The sequence below is a fragment of the Streptomyces sp. NPDC088553 genome (assembly GCF_044752965.1).
Classification (GTDB): Bacteria; Actinomycetota; Actinomycetes; order Streptomycetales; family Streptomycetaceae; genus Streptomyces.
Genome location: NZ_JBIVMG010000002.1, coordinates 213,001 through 230,523 on the forward strand (window position 1 = coordinate 213,001; position 17,523 = coordinate 230,523).

The 17,523-nt window shown below is 72.9% G+C and carries 17 protein-coding genes; 6 read left to right on the plus strand and 11 right to left on the minus strand.

Features of this window, described 5'->3' with window-relative positions; translation table 11 throughout:
• Positions 1 to 110: 110 nt before the first annotated feature.
• Genes ACIP8Z_RS06170 through ACIP8Z_RS06180 form a run of 3 tightly spaced genes read right to left on the minus strand, consistent with a single transcriptional unit; the run spans position 111 to position 3,176 of the window.
• Positions 111 to 908, minus strand: coding sequence for an ABC transporter ATP-binding protein (locus tag ACIP8Z_RS06170; RefSeq protein ID WP_402079367.1), 798 nt, complete (start codon positions 906 to 908; stop codon positions 111 to 113).
• Entirely contained in the window at positions 905 to 2,149 is a 1,245-nt protein-coding gene (locus ACIP8Z_RS06175; RefSeq protein ID WP_402079370.1) for a FecCD family ABC transporter permease, read from the minus strand. The genes ACIP8Z_RS06170 and ACIP8Z_RS06175 overlap by 4 nt, the downstream gene beginning before the upstream one ends.
• Entirely contained in the window at positions 2,139 to 3,176 is a 1,038-nt protein-coding gene (locus ACIP8Z_RS06180) for an ABC transporter substrate-binding protein (protein WP_402079373.1), read from the minus strand. The genes ACIP8Z_RS06175 and ACIP8Z_RS06180 overlap by 11 nt, the downstream gene beginning before the upstream one ends.
• Positions 3,177 to 3,329: 153 nt before the next feature.
• Between ACIP8Z_RS06180 and ACIP8Z_RS06185 the strand changes: the two genes are divergently transcribed.
• Positions 3,330 to 4,730 carry an MFS transporter gene (locus ACIP8Z_RS06185; RefSeq protein WP_402079376.1) on the plus strand — a complete coding sequence of 467 codons (1,401 nt, stop codon included), beginning with the start codon at positions 3,330 to 3,332 and terminating at the stop codon, positions 4,728 to 4,730.
• Positions 4,731 to 4,829: 99 nt separating this feature from the next.
• On the opposite strand, the gene ACIP8Z_RS06190 is transcribed toward ACIP8Z_RS06185, so the two are convergent.
• Complete coding sequence (locus ACIP8Z_RS06190) at positions 4,830 to 5,276, minus strand: anthrone oxygenase family protein (RefSeq protein ID WP_402079379.1); 447 nt, start codon at positions 5,274 to 5,276, stop codon at positions 4,830 to 4,832.
• A 91-nt stretch (positions 5,277 to 5,367) separates the two neighbouring features.
• Here ACIP8Z_RS06190 and ACIP8Z_RS06195 point away from each other — a divergent pair, with 91 nt between their 5' ends.
• Entirely contained in the window at positions 5,368 to 5,946 is a 579-nt protein-coding gene (locus tag ACIP8Z_RS06195) for a TetR/AcrR family transcriptional regulator (RefSeq protein ID WP_402079382.1), read from the plus strand.
• Between the two features lie 217 nt (positions 5,947 to 6,163).
• On the opposite strand, the gene ACIP8Z_RS06200 is transcribed toward ACIP8Z_RS06195, so the two are convergent.
• From ACIP8Z_RS06200 to ACIP8Z_RS06230, 7 genes are all read right to left on the minus strand, one after another.
• Complete coding sequence (locus tag ACIP8Z_RS06200; RefSeq protein ID WP_402079384.1) at positions 6,164 to 7,411, minus strand: glycosyltransferase; 1,248 nt, start codon at positions 7,409 to 7,411, stop codon at positions 6,164 to 6,166.
• A 109-nt stretch (positions 7,412 to 7,520) separates the two neighbouring features.
• Positions 7,521 to 8,864: a carotenoid oxygenase family protein gene (locus ACIP8Z_RS06205; RefSeq protein ID WP_402079386.1), complete on the minus strand. Its 1,344-nt coding sequence runs from the start codon at positions 8,862 to 8,864 to the stop codon at positions 7,521 to 7,523.
• 102 nt (positions 8,865 to 8,966) lie between these two features.
• Positions 8,967 to 9,407, minus strand: a complete 441-nt coding sequence (locus ACIP8Z_RS06210; protein ID WP_402079389.1) for an SRPBCC family protein — start codon at positions 9,405 to 9,407, stop codon at positions 8,967 to 8,969.
• Positions 9,408 to 9,484: 77 nt separating this feature from the next.
• Positions 9,485 to 10,942, minus strand: coding sequence for an MFS transporter (locus ACIP8Z_RS06215; protein WP_402079391.1), 1,458 nt, complete (start codon positions 10,940 to 10,942; stop codon positions 9,485 to 9,487).
• A gap of 132 nt (positions 10,943 to 11,074) precedes the next feature.
• On the minus strand, positions 11,075 to 11,653 hold the full coding sequence (locus tag ACIP8Z_RS06220) for a TetR/AcrR family transcriptional regulator (RefSeq protein ID WP_402079393.1): 579 nt from the start codon (positions 11,651 to 11,653) through the stop codon (positions 11,075 to 11,077).
• Between the two features lie 51 nt (positions 11,654 to 11,704).
• The gene (locus tag ACIP8Z_RS06225) at positions 11,705 to 12,970 is read right to left on the minus strand and encodes an ATP-binding protein (RefSeq protein WP_402080798.1); all 1,266 of its coding nucleotides are present in this window, start codon (positions 12,968 to 12,970) and stop codon (positions 11,705 to 11,707) included.
• Between the two features lie 44 nt (positions 12,971 to 13,014).
• Positions 13,015 to 13,674, minus strand: a complete 660-nt coding sequence (locus tag ACIP8Z_RS06230) for a response regulator transcription factor (RefSeq protein ID WP_266972756.1) — start codon at positions 13,672 to 13,674, stop codon at positions 13,015 to 13,017.
• Between the two features lie 89 nt (positions 13,675 to 13,763).
• On the opposite strand from ACIP8Z_RS06230, the gene ACIP8Z_RS06235 reads away from it, so the two are divergent.
• The 4 genes from ACIP8Z_RS06235 to ACIP8Z_RS06250 are packed head-to-tail and all read left to right on the plus strand — an operon-like array spanning position 13,764 to position 17,369.
• Positions 13,764 to 14,279: a hypothetical protein gene (locus ACIP8Z_RS06235; RefSeq protein WP_402079396.1), complete on the plus strand. Its 516-nt coding sequence runs from the start codon at positions 13,764 to 13,766 to the stop codon at positions 14,277 to 14,279.
• Positions 14,276 to 15,370, plus strand: coding sequence for a peptidoglycan-binding protein (locus tag ACIP8Z_RS06240; protein ID WP_402079398.1), 1,095 nt, complete (start codon positions 14,276 to 14,278; stop codon positions 15,368 to 15,370). Before ACIP8Z_RS06235 ends, ACIP8Z_RS06240 begins: the two co-directional genes overlap by 4 nt.
• Positions 15,367 to 16,167 (plus strand): ABC transporter ATP-binding protein, encoded by an 801-nt coding sequence (locus ACIP8Z_RS06245; RefSeq protein WP_402079400.1) that lies wholly within the window; start codon positions 15,367 to 15,369, stop codon positions 16,165 to 16,167. Before ACIP8Z_RS06240 ends, ACIP8Z_RS06245 begins: the two co-directional genes overlap by 4 nt.
• Positions 16,167 to 17,369 (plus strand): ABC transporter permease, encoded by a 1,203-nt coding sequence (locus ACIP8Z_RS06250; RefSeq protein WP_402079403.1) that lies wholly within the window; start codon positions 16,167 to 16,169, stop codon positions 17,367 to 17,369. Before ACIP8Z_RS06245 ends, ACIP8Z_RS06250 begins: the two co-directional genes overlap by 1 nt.
• Positions 17,370 to 17,523: the final 154 nt, after the last annotated feature.

Here is a 17,523-nt window from a genome sequence, read left to right on the forward strand (position 1 = left end):
GCGGTGGCAGGCGCGGGGGCAGGGCGAGGGGTAGGCAGAGCGGCGACGGGCTGGGGCTCGGTGCGCGTGGGAGTGGAAGCGGACGTGGGGGTGGTCAAGGTCGTGTCCTCTCAGAGGGTGGGTCGGGGCGCGGGAAGGGGTGTGCCGAGGGGGCGGCGGTAGCTGACGGTCGGGTGCCCCAGGGCGTCGGTGGTGAGTTCGGCGTCGACCTCGAAGACCTCGGCGAGTCGATCGGCCGTCAGGACGGACTCGGGAGTGCCGGCCGCGATCAGCCGGCCGTGGTGCAGCAGCAGGAGCCGGTCGCAGTACCGGGCAGCGAGCGACAGATCGTGCAGGGCGACCAGGACGGTCCGGTCGGTGCCGGTCAGGAGTTCCATCAGTTCGAGCTGGTGTTTGACGTCGAGGTGGTTGGTGGGTTCGTCGAGCAGCAGCGCGTACGGCTGCTGGGCCAGCGCGCGGGCGATGTGGGCGCGCTGGCGCTCGCCGCCCGACAGGGCCTTCCAGGAGCGTCCGGCGAGCGCGGTGAGGCCGACGACCTCCAGGGCGGCGGCGATCACCGCCCGGTCGGTGGCGTCCGCACCGCGCCAGCGGTCCCGGAACGGGGTGCGGCCGAGACCGACGACGTCGGCGACCCGGAGATCGCTGTCGGCCCCCGAGTCCTGCGCGACGAAGGCGACATGGCGGGCGATCCTGCGCGCGCTCCACTCCCCCACCGATGTGCCGTCGTACTGGACCGAGCCCGCGTCGGGGGCCCGGAGCCCGGCCAGGCAGCGCAGCAGGGAGGACTTGCCGGAGCCGTTCGGGCCGAGGAGGCCGACGGTCTCGCCGGGGGCGATGTTCGCGCTGACCTCCCGTACCACCGGTGTGCCGGCCACCGACCAGCTCAGGTTCTCGGCGGTGATCCTCACAGTTCACCCCTCCTGCGCAGGACGAGGAGGAAGAGCGGTACGCCGAGGAGTGCGGTGATGACGCCGACGGGGACCTCGCGGGGTGCGAAGGCGATCCGTGCGAGCGCGTCCGTCCACACGAGGAACACCGCGCCGGCGAGTGCCGCGTACGGCAACAGCACCCGGTGCAGCGGCCCGACGAGGAACCGCACCCCGTGGGGCACGATCAGCCCGACGAAACCGATGGCGCCGACGGTGGCCACGGCGACCGCGGTCAGCGCGGCCGTCACCACGAGCAGCAGCATCCTGGTGTGCCGCACCCCGATGCCGAGGGAGGCGGCGGTGTCGGTGCCGAAGGCGAGCCCGTCGAGGGCGCTGGAGCACAGCCACGCCACGGTCAGGCCCAGCGGGGTGACGATCGCGCAGACCACGACGGTGTTCCAGCGGGCCGGTGCCATCGATCCCAGCAGCCAGTGCGTCACGGCCCGCGTCGTGTCCGCGTCCGCCGACGCCATCAGGATCAGCGAGGTCATCGCGGTGAGCAGCTGTCCGACGACCACGCCGGTGAGGACGATACGGACGGAGTCGAGGCCGGTGCGCCGCAACAGGAGGAGCAGCAGCGCGAAGGAGAGCAGCGCGCCGACGAGCGCGCCGCCGGTGACCCCTAGCGTGCTCGCGCCGATCCCGAGGACGACGACGGCGACGGCTCCGGTCGACGCGCCGGAGGAGACGCCGAGCAGGTAGGGGTCGGCGAGCGCGTTACGGGTGACCGCCTGGAGCACCGTGCCGCACACGGCGAGCGAGGCGCCCACGAGCGCGGCCATCAGGACGCGCGGCAGCCGCAGGTCCCAGATGAGCGAGTCCACCAGCGGGGGCAGCGGCTCGACGTCCAGGCCGAGGTGGGTGGCGAGGGCGCGGGCCAGGTCGGTCCAGCCGGTGTCGGCGGTGCCGATGCGGACGGCCGCGCCGATCGAGCCCACGAGGGTGACCGTGGACAGGAGCAGGAGGAGGGGGCGCGCGCCTCCACCAGGGCCCGCGCCTTTTCCAGGGCGCGCACCTCCTCCAGGGCCGAGGCCTCCAGGGCGAGAGCCTCCGGTGGGGGAGGCTGTGGCCTGGCCAGGCCTCCAGGTTGGGCCGCCCGGTACCGACAGGACCGGCGTCGGATGCCCGGAACCGGCGGTCTCCGCCGTACGGCCGCTTCCGCGGGCCGTCGGGAGCAGGAGGTCGGCCGGGCTCGTTCCGGCGGGCGGATCAGCGGGCATGTCCGAGGTCCTTCATGCCCTGGGCGAGCAGTCCGAGGGCGTGTACGGAGCGGACCGAGGGGTCGAGTTCGATGCCCGGCACTTCGAGGATCCTGTTGTCGCGGACGGCCGCCAGCCGTGAGATCACCGGGTGTGCCGTCATCGTGGCCCGCTTCTCGGCGGCGCTGTCGCCGGGGCGGCCCCGCTCGGACAGGTCGCCGATCACGATGAAGTCAGGGTCGCGCCGGGCGACTTCCTCCCAGGAGACCTCGGGCCAGTCCTCCTGGACGTCGTCGAAGGCGTTCTTGGCGCCGACGATCCGGCTCATCTCGCTGGGCAGGCCGGTCCTGCCCGCCACGTACGGCATGCCGTTGAAGACGGAGTAGAGGTAGACGACGGTAGGCCGGTCCGCGTCCCGCGGCACCTTCGAGGCGTTCGCTCCCGCCCGGGCGACCGCGGCGCGCTGGTCCGCCGCGAGCTTGCCCGCGCGTTCCTCGGCGCCGAAGAGCTTGCCCAGGTTCTCGTAGTCGGAGAAGAGCAGCTCGAAGGGGGTCCGGCCGGGCGGGTTGTGCTGCGGGCAGTCCACGGCGCTGACGAAGGTGGGGACCTTCAGGGCGTCCAGTTCCTCGCGGGTGCCGGCGCGGTCCTTGGTGTAGAGGTCGGCGGAGCCCGCGACGACGAAATCGGGTGTGGCGGCGCGCAGTTGCTCGCCGGTGGCGATCTTCGGGGCGATGACGGGGATCTTCGCGTACGCGGCTTCGTACGGAGCGGGGATCTTGGTCTTGAGGTTGGCCGTGCCGGCCATCCGGTCCTGCAGCCCGAGTTCGAGCAGGGTCTCGGTCGAGCTCTGGTCCAGGGCGACGGTCCGCCGCGGCGGCCCGGCGAGGGACACCTGGCGGCCGCAGCTGGTGACGGAGGCCGACTGCCCCGCGCCGGGCGCGGCGGCGGGCTCGGTGTCCGCCGCGGACCCACCGCCGCCCGCGGTGGAGCAGCCGGCGGTGGCGAGGGCGAGGGTCAGGGCGATGCCGAGACGGACGGGGTGGCGCATGGGTTCTCCGGTCTGGGAGGGGCGGGCATGGGTGTTGTCGTGCACCGGGCAGGAGTGCCGCGTTCGAAGGGTACTGTAATGGCAATCATTTTCATTAACGACCCCGGGGGCGGTTCGCCGAACCGCTCCCCCACCTCCGAGGAGCACCACACCGTGGCCACCACACCCGCGCCCACAGCGTCCAAGTCCCTTGCCCCGCCCCGCCGTTCGATCCTGCGTGACCCCGCATTCCTGCGTCTGTGGGCGGGCACCACCGCATCCGGCCTCGGGACCTGGGCCCTGCCGTTCGTGCTCGGGCTCGCCGTACTGCACCGCGACCTCGGCGCCGCGGGACTCGGTCTTGTCCTCGCCGCCCGCACCGCCGGATTCCTCGCCGCCGTCACCGTCGGCGGCGTGCTGGCCGACCGGCACTCCCGCCGCGCGGTCGTCCTCTGGTCCACGCTCGCCGCGGCGGCCGCCGCACCCCTGCTCGCCGCGGGTCTCGGCCGGTCGCTCGTGCTGATGACGTTCGCCGCGGCCCTCGCCGGCGCCGGGCAGGGCGCCTGCCGGCCGGCGTTCCAGGCCCTCACGGCGGAGACCGTCGAACCGGGGCGACGCCAGCAGGCCAACGCCGCCATGACCATGGCCGTACGCGGCTCCACACTCGCCGGACCCACGCTGACCGCGCTGCTCGCCGCCTTCCTCGACGTCCGCACGCTGCTGCTCGGCATCGGAGTCCTGTGGCTGGTCGCCGCGCTCGCCCCGAGCAAGGGCGGCGCCGTCGCCGCGAGGACGGAGACGGGTCCGGGCACGAAGCCCGGCGCTCAGCGGGGCTCGACAGACAAGGCGAGGGGCACGGAGGTGACGTCGGCGGAGGCCACGACGGCGGCGGCGCCGGAGGCCACGGAGACGACCGCGGAATCCGTCCCGGGTCCGTCCTCGCGCGCCGGGTTCCGCGCCGAATTCCTGGAGGGCATACGGGAGGCACGCCGCCACCCGTGGTTCCTCGCCGGACTCGCCGCCCTCGTCGCCGTCATCGCGCTCGGCTACTCGGCCACCAGCGTCGCGCTGCCGCTGATCAGCCGGGACCGCTACGGCACCGAGTGGGTTCTCGCCGCGGCGATGACCGCGTACACCGTGGGCGCCCTCGCCGGGGCCCTCGTCATCGCACGCCTGCGGCCCCGCTCCCAGGGCTGGGCCGCGTTCGCCGGGCTCGGTGCGTACGGTGTCGCGCCGTTGAGTCTGATGCTACCCGTGCACCCGGTCGTGGTCGTCGCGGCGTACGCCGTCGCCGGGGTCGGCATCGAGCTGTTCAACGTGCCCTGGTTCACCGCCACGCAGCGGGAGGTCGCGCCGGACAAGCTGGCCCGCGTCTCGTCACTGGACTTCCTGGTGTCCTACGGCCTCGCACCCGTCGGCCTCGCCCTGATCGCACCCGCCATCGACCGCTTCGGCGTCACCCCGGTCCTCGCCGTGTGCGCCGCCGCGTGCTTCCTCGTACCGGCGGCCGCGGCGCTCGTACCCACGGCCCGCCATTTCGCACGAACGGCCCCGACGGAGGCTCGGACCGACTGATCGGCCGTCCGGCCGACCCGGGAGTCGCGGACACGACGCACACGACCGACGCCGACGCCCCCTCCTGGGGGGCGTCTTGGCGCGGTGTCGGCCGCGTGCTCAGGCAAGGGCGGTGACCAGCAGGGCGAAGGCGCCGATGATGACGGCGACGCGGACGTAGTGGTAGCGGTTCCAGCGCTGCAGCTGCTCCTTCCAGTCGGCGGGCCGGTTGTCGGGGGTCCAGGTCTTGTTCCGGTTGTTGATCGGGACGAGCAGCAGGATCGACATGACCACGCTGAGGATCAGCAGTCCGCCGGCGGTGACGACGAGTCCGGCGCCGTGGTGGTGCCGGCCGGCGACGGCCCAGATCGCGACGAGGACGAGCGAGCCTATGTACCAGACCGGCATCAGGGCGCCGAGCATCCGGCCGCCGTGGGCGTGGCCGAGCTGGCCGCTGTCCTCGGGAAGCGCGTCCAGGATCCGGTTCATGATGAAGGCGACGGAGAACTCCACCCCCACCATCAGGCCGACGACCACGGTGGTGACGACCTCAAGTGCGTTGAGCATGACTGCCCCTCCTGGGATCTAGCGTTGCTAGCTGTTGAGGCAACGCTAGTACTACTGCCGCTCGAATGTCTAGCAGTGCTAGAATTTCTTCATGTCGGTACAACAACGCAAAGAACGCGAACGGGCGGACCGCGAACGTCTCATCGTGGCGACGGCCCGCGAACTCGCCGAGCAGCAGGGCTGGGACGCCGTCACCACCCGCCGGCTCGCCGAGCGCATCGAGTACAGCCAGCCCGTCCTCTACAGCCATTTCCGCGGCAAGCGCGAGATCATCGGCGCCGTCGCCCTCCAGGGCGCCACCGAGATGGCCGCGGCGCTGCGGGCCGCGACCTCCGCCGCGGACGGCCCCCGCACCCGCGTCGCCGCGCTCGCCCACGCCTACCTCGACTTCGCCCGGCTCAACCCGGCGGTCTACGACGCCATGTTCCAGCTCGACGGCGGCCTGGCGTTCGCCCACGAGGACACCCCGAAGCCACTCAAGGACGCCTTCGCCGCCCTCCTGGAAACCCTCGGCGAGGTCGCCGGGGACGGCGTCCACCCGGGGCTGTTCACCGAGGTGTTCTGGGCGGCGCTGCACGGGCTGGCCACTCTGACAAGGGCGGGGCGCCTGCCACCGGAGCACACCGAATGGAGGGTGGAACTCCTGGTGGATCGGCTCGCGATCGTCTGACACACCGTCCCGGTGGGCACACAGCCGGGGCGTTGGGACACCCTGCCCGCGGCATCGCGTCCGGGAAAGCAGCCGCCCGCCTCCCGGCCGGACCGCCGCGGCGGTCGGGTGGGAAGCGGGCGGAGGGAGGGGCGTCGCCTTCGGGGCACGCCGGGCAGCCGTCATGCCGGGCAGCCGTGGCGCCGGACAGCCATGGTGCCGCCAGGTCGGCTCCGGTTCAGGCGGGCAGCGGCCGCCCGTTCGGGGCGGTCTCGGCGAGCAGGCGCTTCGCGGCCGTCGTCGCGCCGTCGGTGTCGATCGTCGCCGCCACGATCCGGGACCGCGCACGCGTCGCCGTGGACAGGGCCGTTTCGAGGCCCGCGACGAGGGACGCGACGGTCGGGGTCGGGCCGTCGTGGGCCACGCCTATGCCGAGGTCGACCACCCGACCCGCCCAGTACGGCTGGTCCGCGCCCTGGGGCACCACCATCTGAGGCGTGCCCGTCCGCGCTGCCATCGTCGTGGTGCCCGCGCTGCCGTGGTGGACGACGGCGGCCACCCTGGTGAACAGCGCCTGCTGGTTGACCTCGCCGACGGCGAAGCAGTCGTCCCCGTCGTCGATCAGGTCCAGGCCGGCCCAGCCGTGGGCGACGACCACACGGCGCTCCTGGGCCCGGATCGCCTCGACGGCCACCCGGGCCATGTTCTTCGAGGCGTCGGCGCCCATCGGCGTACTGCCGAAGCCCACGTACACCGGCGGGGCTCCGGCGTCCAGGAACTCCCCGAGGCCGGGCGGAAGCGGGCGGTCGTCCGGCCGTATCCACGCGCCGGTCTGCACGACATCGAGGCCCGACTCCTCAGGCCACGGGCTCAGGACGGGGTCCGTCGCCAGCCACGGCCGGTCGGTGAAGGCGTAGTCGCGGACGTCGTCCACCGGCGGCAGGCCGATGGCCGCCCGGTGTCCGTTGATCTCCGCGCCGAACATCTCGTTCGCGTTCCTGGCGTCCCTCTCCCAGAGTTCGCGGTTGTCCGTCACCCCCGGCGGCATCGGCCGACCCCGCCGCGCGGGCGGCGGCTGGTGCGGGGAGGGCAGGATGATCGGCTGATGGCTCGCGTGCACGTAGCGGATGCCCAGCTTCTCCGCGACCGACCGCGCGCCGGCCGTCACCGGCAGCGGACCCGTCGCCACGATCGCGTCGCATCCCTCGGCCGTCGCGGCGACCGTGCCGAACTGGGCGGCGATCAGCTCCGCGGCCCGCTGCGCCAGGCCCGCCGTCGACCCCGGTTCCACCGAGGCCACCAGGGGACGCACCGGCCGGCCCACCGGCACCGGCGACACTCCGATGCCGGCGAAGAGGTCCACGAACTCCTCGTCCGGGGGTGCGCACACCCGGACCTCCGCGCCGAGTTCCCGCAGCCGGACCGCGAGTCCCACCATCGGTTCGACGCTCCCGCGTCCTCCGTACGTCGACAGCACCACACGCATCCCGCAGCTCCCTCTTCCGTCTCTCCGTCAGCACGCCCTGGCAAGTGGTCGGTGATTCCGCGGCATGCCGCCGGCCTTGCCACACGTCCCCCGCCCACCACTCAGTGGATCATGAGCGGTCGGGGATCCACGAGCCGTGGATCCCCGCGGTGACCCGGCGGGGCAGATGGACCGTCGCGATCCGGTCCAGGCCCGAGGCGTCCATGACCAGGAGCTGCGAGGCGTCCTGCTTCAGGTCGGAGACCACCGTGAGCAGGTAGCCGTCGTCCTCCCGGGTGGCCCCCGCGGCCGGCACGAAGACCGCCTCGCTCGGCAGCCGCGCGTCGCCGACCTCGTGGACGCTCCGGGCACCCGTCGTACGGTCGTACTTGACGATCCCGTATCCGCCGAGGCCGTTCCGGTCGGGGAAGGACACCGCGTACTGGTAGCGGTGCTCCGCGCCGAGGAAGTCCTCGTTGAGGGTGGGGAACTCCACCGCCAGGTCGTCGATGATCTGCTCGCCGACTCTGCCGGCCGTCAGGTCGATCACCCAACGCCGCGTGTAGGAGCGCGTGTTGGGCTCCGTGCCGCGCCCGGGGGCGCCGACCCACCAGTTCCAGGAGAGCCGGAATCCCTCGCGGTCGACGGTGGGACCCTCCAGGACGATACGGCCCCTGTCGTCCTCGTAGGCGTTGGCGGCGTGCAGCATGCTGCCGGGCTCGATGGGGAACCAGCGGATGTGGGCCGTGCCGTCCGCGCCCCTCGGCATGACGCCGATCCGGGCGGGCTGGGCGTCGTTCCAGGCGTAGGGGATGCCGGAGTGCTCGCCCGGGTCGAAGGACACCGTCCCCTCGACGAAGACGACGTGGTGGCGGGTGAGGGCGAAGTCGTGCTTGAGGGAGGCGGTGGCCCCGGGGACCTCGACGGCGTGAGTGAGCGTGCCCGTCGGGTCGGCGACGTAGTACATGAGGTACGGAGGGAAGGGCGAGGAGCCGAAGAAGTGGAGCTCCCCCGTGACCGGGTCGGTCTTGGGGTGTGCGGTCATCGCGCCGCGCAGCTCGCCCCCGAAGTCGTAGGCGCCGACGGTGTCCAGATCCCGGGTCAGCTCGAAGGGGACGTTGGCCTCGCACAGGGCGAGGAGTCGTCCGCCGTGCTCGATGACGTGCGTACCCGCGGTGCTGGCTGTCAGGTCGGGACCCGTCTCGGTCATGTACGGGGCGCCCTCCAGTGCGGGAGTGTGCACCCAGCGGTTGCGGTACCACTCCGCCCGGCCGTCCCGGAGCCGGATCCCGTGGACCATGCCGCTGCCCTTGAACCAGTGGGTGGGTGTGACGCCGGGCTTCGGGTTGTGGCTGTTGCGGACCAGCCGGCCGGAGAGCTCCGGGGGCAGGCTGCCCTCGACGGTCAGCCCGGTCGCGGTGATCTCGTCGACGGCGGGCGTGTAGTGGCCGGTCAGGAAGGGCTTGCTGGTCATGGCTGGAACCTCGCTTCTCGGTGTGTCCGGTCTTGTCTCGACGTGCCTGCGTGCGGACGTGCGGTGGGTCGGGGTGCGGGGAGCGGCGGGGTCGTGCGGGCCTCAGATGTCGCTTTCCGCGCGGTCCTTCAGGCAGGTCAGCCAGCTCCGCAGGGAATGGTCGAGGGCGTGGCCGAGTTCCTCGGTCGCGGCGTCGACGGGCGCACCGCTCCAGGACTCCTCGGTACGGACGGTGACCCGGTCGCCGGTCCGCTCGAAGGTCCACACGTGGATGCCGGTGATGCCGTCGGCGGGACCGCCCCACACGATCCGCTCGCCGGGGACGAGTTCGGTGACCGTGGAGGTGATGTCCAGGCCGTGGGTCTTCCAGGTGAAGGAAGTGCCGGTCTCCAGTGGGCCGTCGAGGGTGGCCTCGTCGACGTCCGCGTTCCAGGCCGCCCAGGCGTCGATGTCCGTGTGGAGCTGCCACACCCTCTCGATCGGGGCGTCGATCACGGTGGACAGGCGGACGACGACGGGGGCGTTCTCGTCGATGGTGCGCATGGTGGGTCTTCCTTCTCTCGTGATGGGTCGTACGGGGGGAACGGGGTTGCCGGTGGGCGGCGGGGCCGCTGCGGGCGTCAGGACGTGTGCGTCAGAGGGACGGGAAGCGGGCGGCGGCTCGCCCGGCGGGCGAGGATCAGGGCCAGGGTCGCTGTGACGACGAGGACCGCGGCCGAGATGCCGAAGGCGGTGCGGTAGCCGGCGGTGAGTGCCTCCACGTGAGGTCGGCCACCGTTCTCCGCGTGGGCCGTGACGGAGCCGGCCGCGGTGGTCAGGACGGCGAGGCCGACGGCTCCGCCCATCTGGCGTGTGGTGTTGACCAGGCCCCCGGCCAGGCCCGCGTCGGTGCGGGGGACTCCCTCGACGGACAGGGCGGTGAGCTGGACGAAGGCGATGCTCAGGCCGAGCCCGATCAGCAGGATCGGGCCGAGGACGTCGGCGGCGTAGCTGCCGTCGGCGCTGATCCGTGCGAGCCACAGCAGCCCGCCGGCCTCGACGAGCAGGGCCGCCGTCACGGTCGCCGTGGGTCCGGTCCGCCGGGCGATCCGCGGCGCCAGGGCCGAACCGAGCATGATCGCCCCGGCCAGCGGAAGCTGACCAAGTCCCGTGACCAGGGGGCTGGATCCGAGCACCTGCTGCTGGTGGAGCGGCAGGAAGAAGAACAGGGCGATCCACACCGACCCGAGCAGTGCCATGAGCGCGTTCCCGGCGCCGACCCTGGCTTCGGTGAACAGTCGTGGCGGCAGGAGGGGGTGGGGATGCCGTCGCTCGATCAGGGCGAAGACGAGGAGGAGTACGGCGGCGAGGGCCAGGGCTCCGAGGACCTGGGCGTCCGCCCAGCCGGAACGGCGGGCGCCGGTCAGTCCCCAGACCAGGGCGGTGAGGGCGAGCGTCACGCTCGCGGCGCCCGGCAGATCGAACCGGTCTCGCCTCGGCGGCTCGCCGTCGGACGGGGACACCGCGGGCACGGCGACCGCCACGCCGCCCAGGACCAGCCACGTCCCCCCGGCCACCGCGTGGAAGATCCACGGCCAGCCCCACGCCTGTGTCAGGGCACCGCCCAGGAGGACACCGGCCGCGCCTCCCGCTCCGGAGACAGCGCCCCAGACCCCCAGCGCCCTCCCCCGCCCCGGACCGGGTGGGAACAGTTCCATCAGGAGCGCGAGCGCCGCCGGGGCGACGGCCGCCGCCCCGAGGCCCTGCACGGCGCGAGCGGCGATCAGCAGCTCCGGTGTGCCGGCGAGTCCGGCCGCCAGTGATGCCGCGCCGAAGAGCCCGAGTCCCGCGAGCAGGACCCGCCGACCGCCCAGGAGGTCCGCGGCGCGGCCGCCGGCCAGGAGCAGCGCCCCGAAGGCGAGACCGTAGGCGTTGACGACCCAGGTCGTCCCGCTGTCCGACAGGCCGACTCCGGCCCGGATCTGAGGCAGGGCCACGTTCACGATCGACGTGGCGAGCATGACGGTGAACTGCGCTCCCGCCAGTGCTGCGAGCGCGGCCCGGGGGTGGCGGGTGATGGTTCCGGGATGCTTCCGCACGACACGCTCCAGCCTCATGTGTGGTCAACCACTCACATCTGTGCCCGAAAAAACAGGCGGGGCCGCCACACCCCGCCAACCGCTCCCCACCCGCCGAAGCGGGCTCGCGCGCCCGCCGAAGCGCGCCCGGGGTCAGTAGTGCCTGATCCCCGCCGACAGCGTCCGGCTCCAGGGGGCGTCCACCTCGCTTGCCCCCATCGACACGATCAGATGACAGAGCGTCCCCAGCGCGAAGAACTCCTGGACCTGCCGCTCGTTGCCGCCGGAGGCGCCGCGTACGTACTCCACGAGCCGGGCGTAGCCCTGCCGCACGGCCTCGCGTACGGCCGGCTCGGACGTCGCGGCCGCCTGCGCCTGGAGCTGCACGAGCATCAGGTCGCTATCGCCCTCGCTGCCACTGATCAGCCTGGCGTACGAGTCCCCCATGGCCGACAGGACGACCTCCGGAGTGCTGCCCCGCGCCTCTGCCGCAGCCCGTTCCAGGCTGGCCCGCACCTGGACGAAGCTGTGCTCCACGACGGCGACGAACAGCGACTCCTTGTTCGGGAAGAGCCGGTAGACGTACGCCTGGGAGATGCCGGCGGCCTTGGCGACCTCGGTCGTCGTGGTGCCGAAGTAACCGCGGGCGGCGAAGGCGCCGATGGCAGTACGCAGCACCGTCGCGCGGCGCTCCTCGGCGGTGGACAACTGGCGGGGACGCTCTGACTTCATGTGAGTACTTAACCACTCACACTTTGTCGGCGTCAAGCGCCGCCACGTCGCTCACCCCCCGTCGGCAAGCCCGCCGGCCCACCTCTCTTCACCGAACCGCACCCGCACCGTCAGCCCGCCGCCCTCCGCGTTCGGGAACGCCTCAGTCGTCGCGCCGTGGGCCCGGGCGATCGACTCGACGATCGAGAGGCCGAGGCCCGCGCCCTCGCCGGGGGCGTGGGTGCGTTCCGTCAGGCGACGGAAGGGCTCGAAGAGCAGCGGGACCGTCTCGGGCGGGACCTCGGGTCCGGTGTTCGACACCTCGATGCCTCCCGGGCCCGTACGGACCTCGACCCGGCCGCCGCGGACGTTGTGGCGCACGCCGTTCACGACCAGGTTGTGCACCAGGCGGTCGAGGAGCACCGCATCGCCGTCGACCGTCAGGGGCAGGGCCCGGACCGACACCGTCACCTCGTGTTCCGCGGCCTCCGCCGCCAGGGCGTCCGCCGCCTGGCGGGCCACCTCGTGCACGGCCACCGGACGCCGCTCCCGGAGGCCCTGGTCGGACGCGGCGAGCAGCAGCAGGCCCTCGATCATCCGTTCGCTGTCGTCCGCGACCTCGATCAGCTTCGCCCGGATGCGGGCGACGCGCTCCGGCGAGGGTTCGCCCGCGAGCCCGATCTCGGCGGCCGCGCGCTGCACGGCCACCGGCGTGCGCAGCTCGTGGGCGGCGTTCGCCGCGAACCGCTGCTGGGCGGAGACCAGCCCCTCCATCCGGCCCAGCATCCCGTCGAAGGTGTCGGCGAGCCGCTTCAGTTCGCCCGGCGGCCCGTCGAGCGCGATCCTCTCGTGCAGGTTCTCGCCCGACAGTCGGCGGGCCGTCTCCGTGATCACGGCCACCGGCCGGAGCACCCGGCCGGCCATCCACCACGCGAGCACGACGGAGAGCACCGCGTACACGAGGAGCACGATCAACGACACCGTCAGAAGACGCTCCAGCGCGGCCGACTCCGCCGCGCCGCTCACCGAACGCGTGATCGCGAGCACCTCGCTGGGGAGGCGCGTGGCGCCGCTCGGGGCCGGGCTGGCGGGTACCGGGCTCAACGGTTGGACACTGGCCGGAAACGGGCTGGCGGGAGCGGCGCTGGTGAGCGCGGACGGATACGGGCTCGGCAGCTCCTCCAGCCGTTGCGCCGGTACGGTCCCGGTGACGGCCAGGCTGATCGACGAGTACAGGCCCTCCTTGACGAGGAAGTACACGACCCCCGTCAGCAGGGCGCCCGCGAGCAGCAGAAGCCCGCCGTACAGGGCGGTCAGCCGGGCCCGCTCCCCCGTCATGACCTGCTTCCTGACCCGCTTCACGGCCCGCTTCATGACCTTCTTCACGACCCGATCCGGTAGCCCGAGCCCGGGACCGTCTCCACGACCGGCGGCTCGCCGAGCTTCGCGCGGAGTTTGCTCAGCGTGACCCGTACCGCGTTCGTGCGGTAGCTGGTGTGCTCCTCCCAGACCTGCTCGATCAGGTCCTCGCCACTGACCACCGCGCCCTCGGCCCGCAGCAGGGCCTCCAGGACGGCGAACTCCTTCCGCGAGAGCTGCAGATGGCGGCCGTCCCGGCTGGCCTGGCGGCGGGCGGTGTCCAGGGCGATCCCGGCCCGCTCCAGTACGGGCGGCAGGGCGGGCCGGGCACGCCGGCCGAGCGCCAGGACACGGGCGAGCAGCTCGTCGTAGGCGAAGGGCTTGGCCAGGTAGTCGTCGGCGCCGAGGCCGAGGCCCTCGACCCGGTCCCGGACCGTGCCCGCCGCCGTCAGCATCAGCACCCGGGTCATCAGCCGCTGTTCGACCACGCGGCGGCAGACGTCGTCGCCGTGCATCCCGGGCAGGTCCCGGTCCAGGACGAGCACGTCGTACTCCCCCAGCTGCAGTTTCCGCAGTGCTTCGAGGCCGTCGGCCGCGATGTCCACGGCGAGCGCGTCACGGCGCAGCCCCTCGGCGATCATCTCGGCGAGAAACGCCTCGTCCTCCACCACCAGTACGCGCATGCCTCCTGTGTATCCGAAGGCGACCTTTCGCCGGTGTAAACAAAACCGCTGAGGGAAACGAAACACCCCTTCGCGGCACGCTCCACGCCATGACGATTCGACGGATCATCCGGGCCGCCGCCGCCACCTCGCTGGCCGCCGCCCTCACCCTGCTCGCCACCGCCTGCTCGGGATCGGACTCGGACTCGGCCGGCTCAGGGAGCGGGAAGGACGGCGGGAGTGTGAGCGACGAGGGGGAGAAGGCCGACCAGGCCTTCGAGCACCGCAAGTGCCTGCGCGAGCAGGGTCTCGACGTGCCCGAGCCGAAGCCGGGCGAGCAGGGCGTCGGGCTCACCATCGGCGGTGACGGCATGTCGAAGGAGAAGATGGAGAAGGCGTTCAAGGCCTGCCAGGACAAGGCCGGCGGCGCCGGTTTCGGCAAGGAGCCGACGCAGGCCGACAAGGACAAGGCGCTCGCATACGCGAAGTGCATGCGGCAGAACGGCTTCAACATGCCCGACCCCAAGTTCGACGGCGGCGCCCAGGCGGCCATGCCGATACCGCAGGGCGCGGAGAAGCAGAAGTTCGACAAGGCCGCCAAGGCGTGCGAGAGCGTGGCCCGATGAGCGGCCGCGAGCGGCCGCTGGCCCGGCGCCGGCTGGTGCTCGCCCTCGCGGCGATCGTCGCCGTCGCGGGCGGGGGCGCGGCGGTCACCGCCGTGTCCGCGCCCGACAAGGCGACGGACGGGTCCGGTGGCGCCGCCGACGCGAAGGGTCTCCCGGCCGCGACCGCGCCCGTCACCCGGGGCGATCTCAGCAACAGTTCCCAGCAGGACGGCACCCTCGGCCATCTCGGCGAGCGGAAGATCAACGCGGGGCCCGCCGGGGTCCTGACCTGGATCGCGGCGGCCGGCACGGTCGTCGAGCGGGACGAGCGGCTGTACGAGGTCGAGGGCGGCCCGGTTCGTCTCATGTACGGCGCCGAGCCCATGTACCGGACGCTCAAGACCGGCGACAAGGGCAAGGACGTGCGCCAACTGGAGGAGAACCTCGCCGCCCTCGGGTACGTCGGATTCGACGTCGACGAGGAGTACACGGCGAAGACGGCCGCCGCCGTGAAGCGGTGGCAGAAGTCCCACGACCTGAAGCAGACCGGCACCATCGGCCCGGACCAGATCGCCTTCGCGGGCAGTGCGGTACGGGTGAAGGAGGCGGGCGCCGCGCCCGGCGACCGGATCGGTCCGGGCGCGCCGGTGCTCACCGTGACCGGCTCCGAGCGGGTCGTGCAGTTCAAGATCCCCGTGTCGGAGGCGGAGTCGGCGAAGACCGGGACACGGGTGACGGTCCGGCTGCCGGACGGTACGGAGCTGCCGGGGAAGGTGTCGGCCGTCGGGAAGACCGCGTCGGCGGGCGACGACCCGCAGGACCGGACGCCGAAGATCCCCGTCACGGTCTCCTTCGACCAGCCGGAGAAGGTCAAGGGCATCGACCAGTCCCCGGTGACCGTCGACCTCACCGGCGAGACGCGCCGGGACGTCCTGACCGTGCCCGTGAACGCGCTGCTCGCCCTGCCCGGTGGCGGCTTCGGCGTCCAGGTCGTCGAGAACGGAACGGTCCGGGACCTGGAGGTCGAGCTCGGCATGTTCGGGCAGGGCAGGGTCGAGGTCAGCGGTGAGGGGCTGCGCGAGGGCATGAAGGTCGGGGTGCCGTCCGCATGACGACGACCTCGGACATGAGCACGAGCCCACCCCCGGCGCCCGGTGGGACGCCGACGCCGGTCGTACGCCTCCGCGGAGTCACCAAGGAGTACGCGGGCGCCGTCCGTGCCCTCGACGGCGTCGATCTCACCATCGGGGAAGGGGAGCTGCTCGGCATCGTCGGGCCGTCCGGCTCCGGCAAGTCGACGCTGCTGCACATCGTCGGCACCCTGGACCGGCCGACCGCCGGCACCGTGGAGATCGCCGGGCACGACATCGCCTCCCTGTCGGACCGCAGGCTGTCGGCGCTGCGCGCCCGCCGCATCGGCTTCGTCTTCCAGGCCTTCCATCTGGTGCCGGGCGTGGGCGCGCTGGAGAACGTGGCCGAGGGGCTGCTGTACTCCGGGCTTCCCCGCGCGCGGCGGCGCACGATGGCCGCCGAGGCGCTGGCCCGGGTGGGCCTCGCCGACCGGATGAGGCACCGGCCGCACGAGCTGTCGGGCGGGCAGAAGCAGCGTGTCGCCATCGCGCGCGCGGTGGTCGGCGAACCGGCCCTGCTGCTCGCCGACGAACCGACGGGCGCGCTGGACTCGGCGTCCGGGGAGGCGGTGATGACGCTCCTGCACGAACTCAACGCGGAGGGCGCGACGATCGCGGTGATCACGCACGACACGGAGATCGCGGGGAGGCTGCCCCGGCAGGTGCGCATACGGGACGGGCGGGTGGTGGAGGACACGTCGCTCGCCTCCGGCGGGGCGGAGGTGTCCGACGCACCCGGTCCGTCGGACACGTCCGGTGGCGGAAAGGTCGCGGCCTGATGTCCCGTACGAGGAAACTCACGGCCGCTCGGCTCGGTCCGCGGGACGTCCTGCACGTCGGCTCGGCCGGACTGCGGAGCCGACCCGTACGCGTGGTGCTCTCGGCCCTCGGCATCGCCATCGGGATCGCCACGATGATCGCGGTCGTCGGCATCTCCGCCTCCAGCCAGGCCCAGTTGCTGCGCCGGCTCGACGCGCTCGGTACGAACATGCTCGTCGCCAAGCCGGGCGAGGGGATGTTCAGCGGGCAGGAGGTCAAGCTGCCGAAGGACGCGGTGGGGATGGTCGGCCGGATCGCGGGAGTGGAGGAGGCAGCCGGGACCGGTGACCTCACGAGCTCGGTGCGCCGTTCCGAGAAGATCCCGGAGGCCGAGACCGGCGGGATCGCGGTGAAGGCGGCGACGGAGGGACTCCTCGACGTCCTCAGGGGCGGGCTCGCGTCCGGCACCTGGCTGAACGCCGCCACGGGCCGCTACCCGTCCGTGGTCCTCGGCCACGTCGCCGCCGAGCGGCTCGGGATCACCGAGCCGGGCCGGCAGGTCTGGATCGACGACCGGTACTTCACGGTCATCGGCATCCTCGACCCGCTGCCGCTCGCGCCCGAGATCGAGCGGTCGGCGCTGGTCGGCTGGGCGGGCGCGGAGCGGCTGCTGGGCTTCGACGGGCATCCGACGACGGTGTACGAGCGGTCCACCGACGCGTCCGTGGAGGACGTGCGGCGGTTGCTCGCGCCGACGATCGATCCGCAGAACCCGCAGAACGTGTCGGTCGGCGATCCGTCATCGGCGCTCAAGGCCAAGGCGGCGACGGAGGGGGCGTTCTCCACGCTGCTCCTGGGGCTCGGCGGGATCGCGCTCCTGGTCGGCGGGGTCGGCGTCGCCAACACGATGATCATCTCGGTCCTCGAACGACGCCACGAGATCGGCCTCCGCCGGTCCCTGGGCGCGACGAGGGGTCAGATCAGGATCCAGTTCGTCACGGAGTCCCTGATGCTGTCCGGCCTCGGCGGCCTGGCGGGCGTGGCGCTCGGCGGGGCGGCGACGGGGGTGTACGCGTCGACGGGCGGGCTGCCGTGGGTCGTACCGCTGTGGGCGGTGGGCGGCGGCTTCGCGGCGACGCTCGCGATCGGCACGGTGGCGGGGCTGTACCCGGCGGTCAGGGCGTCACGCCTGTCGCCGACGCTGGCCCTGGCGACGGCGTAGGAACGCCGAGGCGCCGATACGCAGTCCCCTCCGCACCGCCCCCGGCCGCCCGGCTCACCGCCGGGCGGCCGGGGGCGTCGGAACCGCCGGGCGGCCGGGGGCGTCGGAACCGCCGGGCGGCCGCGGCTTCGGAGCGGACGGGGGCAGCGGCGGC

What these genes read in the sequence shown, in the direction of transcription:
- ACIP8Z_RS06175 (WP_402079370.1), bottom strand. Translation starts at nt 2,149, where the DNA reads ATGCCCGCTGATCCGCCCGCCGGAACGAGCCCGGCCGACCTCCTGCTC.
- ACIP8Z_RS06180 (WP_402079373.1), bottom strand. Translation starts at nt 3,176, where the DNA reads ATGCGCCACCCCGTCCGTCTCGGCATCGCCCTGACCCTCGCCCTCGCC.
- ACIP8Z_RS06190 (WP_402079379.1), bottom strand. Translation starts at nt 5,276, where the DNA reads ATGCTCAACGCACTTGAGGTCGTCACCACCGTGGTCGTCGGCCTGATG.
- ACIP8Z_RS06195 (WP_402079382.1), top strand. Translation starts at nt 5,368, where the DNA reads ATGTCGGTACAACAACGCAAAGAACGCGAACGGGCGGACCGCGAACGT.
- ACIP8Z_RS06200 (WP_402079384.1), bottom strand. Translation starts at nt 7,411, where the DNA reads ATGCGTGTGGTGCTGTCGACGTACGGAGGACGCGGGAGCGTCGAACCG.
- ACIP8Z_RS06205 (WP_402079386.1), bottom strand. Translation starts at nt 8,864, where the DNA reads ATGACCAGCAAGCCCTTCCTGACCGGCCACTACACGCCCGCCGTCGAC.
- ACIP8Z_RS06210 (WP_402079389.1), bottom strand. Translation starts at nt 9,407, where the DNA reads ATGCGCACCATCGACGAGAACGCCCCCGTCGTCGTCCGCCTGTCCACC.
- ACIP8Z_RS06220 (WP_402079393.1), bottom strand. Translation starts at nt 11,653, where the DNA reads ATGAAGTCAGAGCGTCCCCGCCAGTTGTCCACCGCCGAGGAGCGCCGC.
- ACIP8Z_RS06225 (WP_402080798.1), bottom strand. Translation starts at nt 12,970, where the DNA reads ATGACGGGGGAGCGGGCCCGGCTGACCGCCCTGTACGGCGGGCTTCTG.
- ACIP8Z_RS06230 (WP_266972756.1), bottom strand. Translation starts at nt 13,674, where the DNA reads ATGCGCGTACTGGTGGTGGAGGACGAGGCGTTTCTCGCCGAGATGATC.
- ACIP8Z_RS06235 (WP_402079396.1), top strand. Translation starts at nt 13,764, where the DNA reads ATGACGATTCGACGGATCATCCGGGCCGCCGCCGCCACCTCGCTGGCC.
- ACIP8Z_RS06240 (WP_402079398.1), top strand. Translation starts at nt 14,276, where the DNA reads ATGAGCGGCCGCGAGCGGCCGCTGGCCCGGCGCCGGCTGGTGCTCGCC.
- ACIP8Z_RS06245 (WP_402079400.1), top strand. Translation starts at nt 15,367, where the DNA reads ATGACGACGACCTCGGACATGAGCACGAGCCCACCCCCGGCGCCCGGT.
- ACIP8Z_RS06250 (WP_402079403.1), top strand. Translation starts at nt 16,167, where the DNA reads ATGTCCCGTACGAGGAAACTCACGGCCGCTCGGCTCGGTCCGCGGGAC.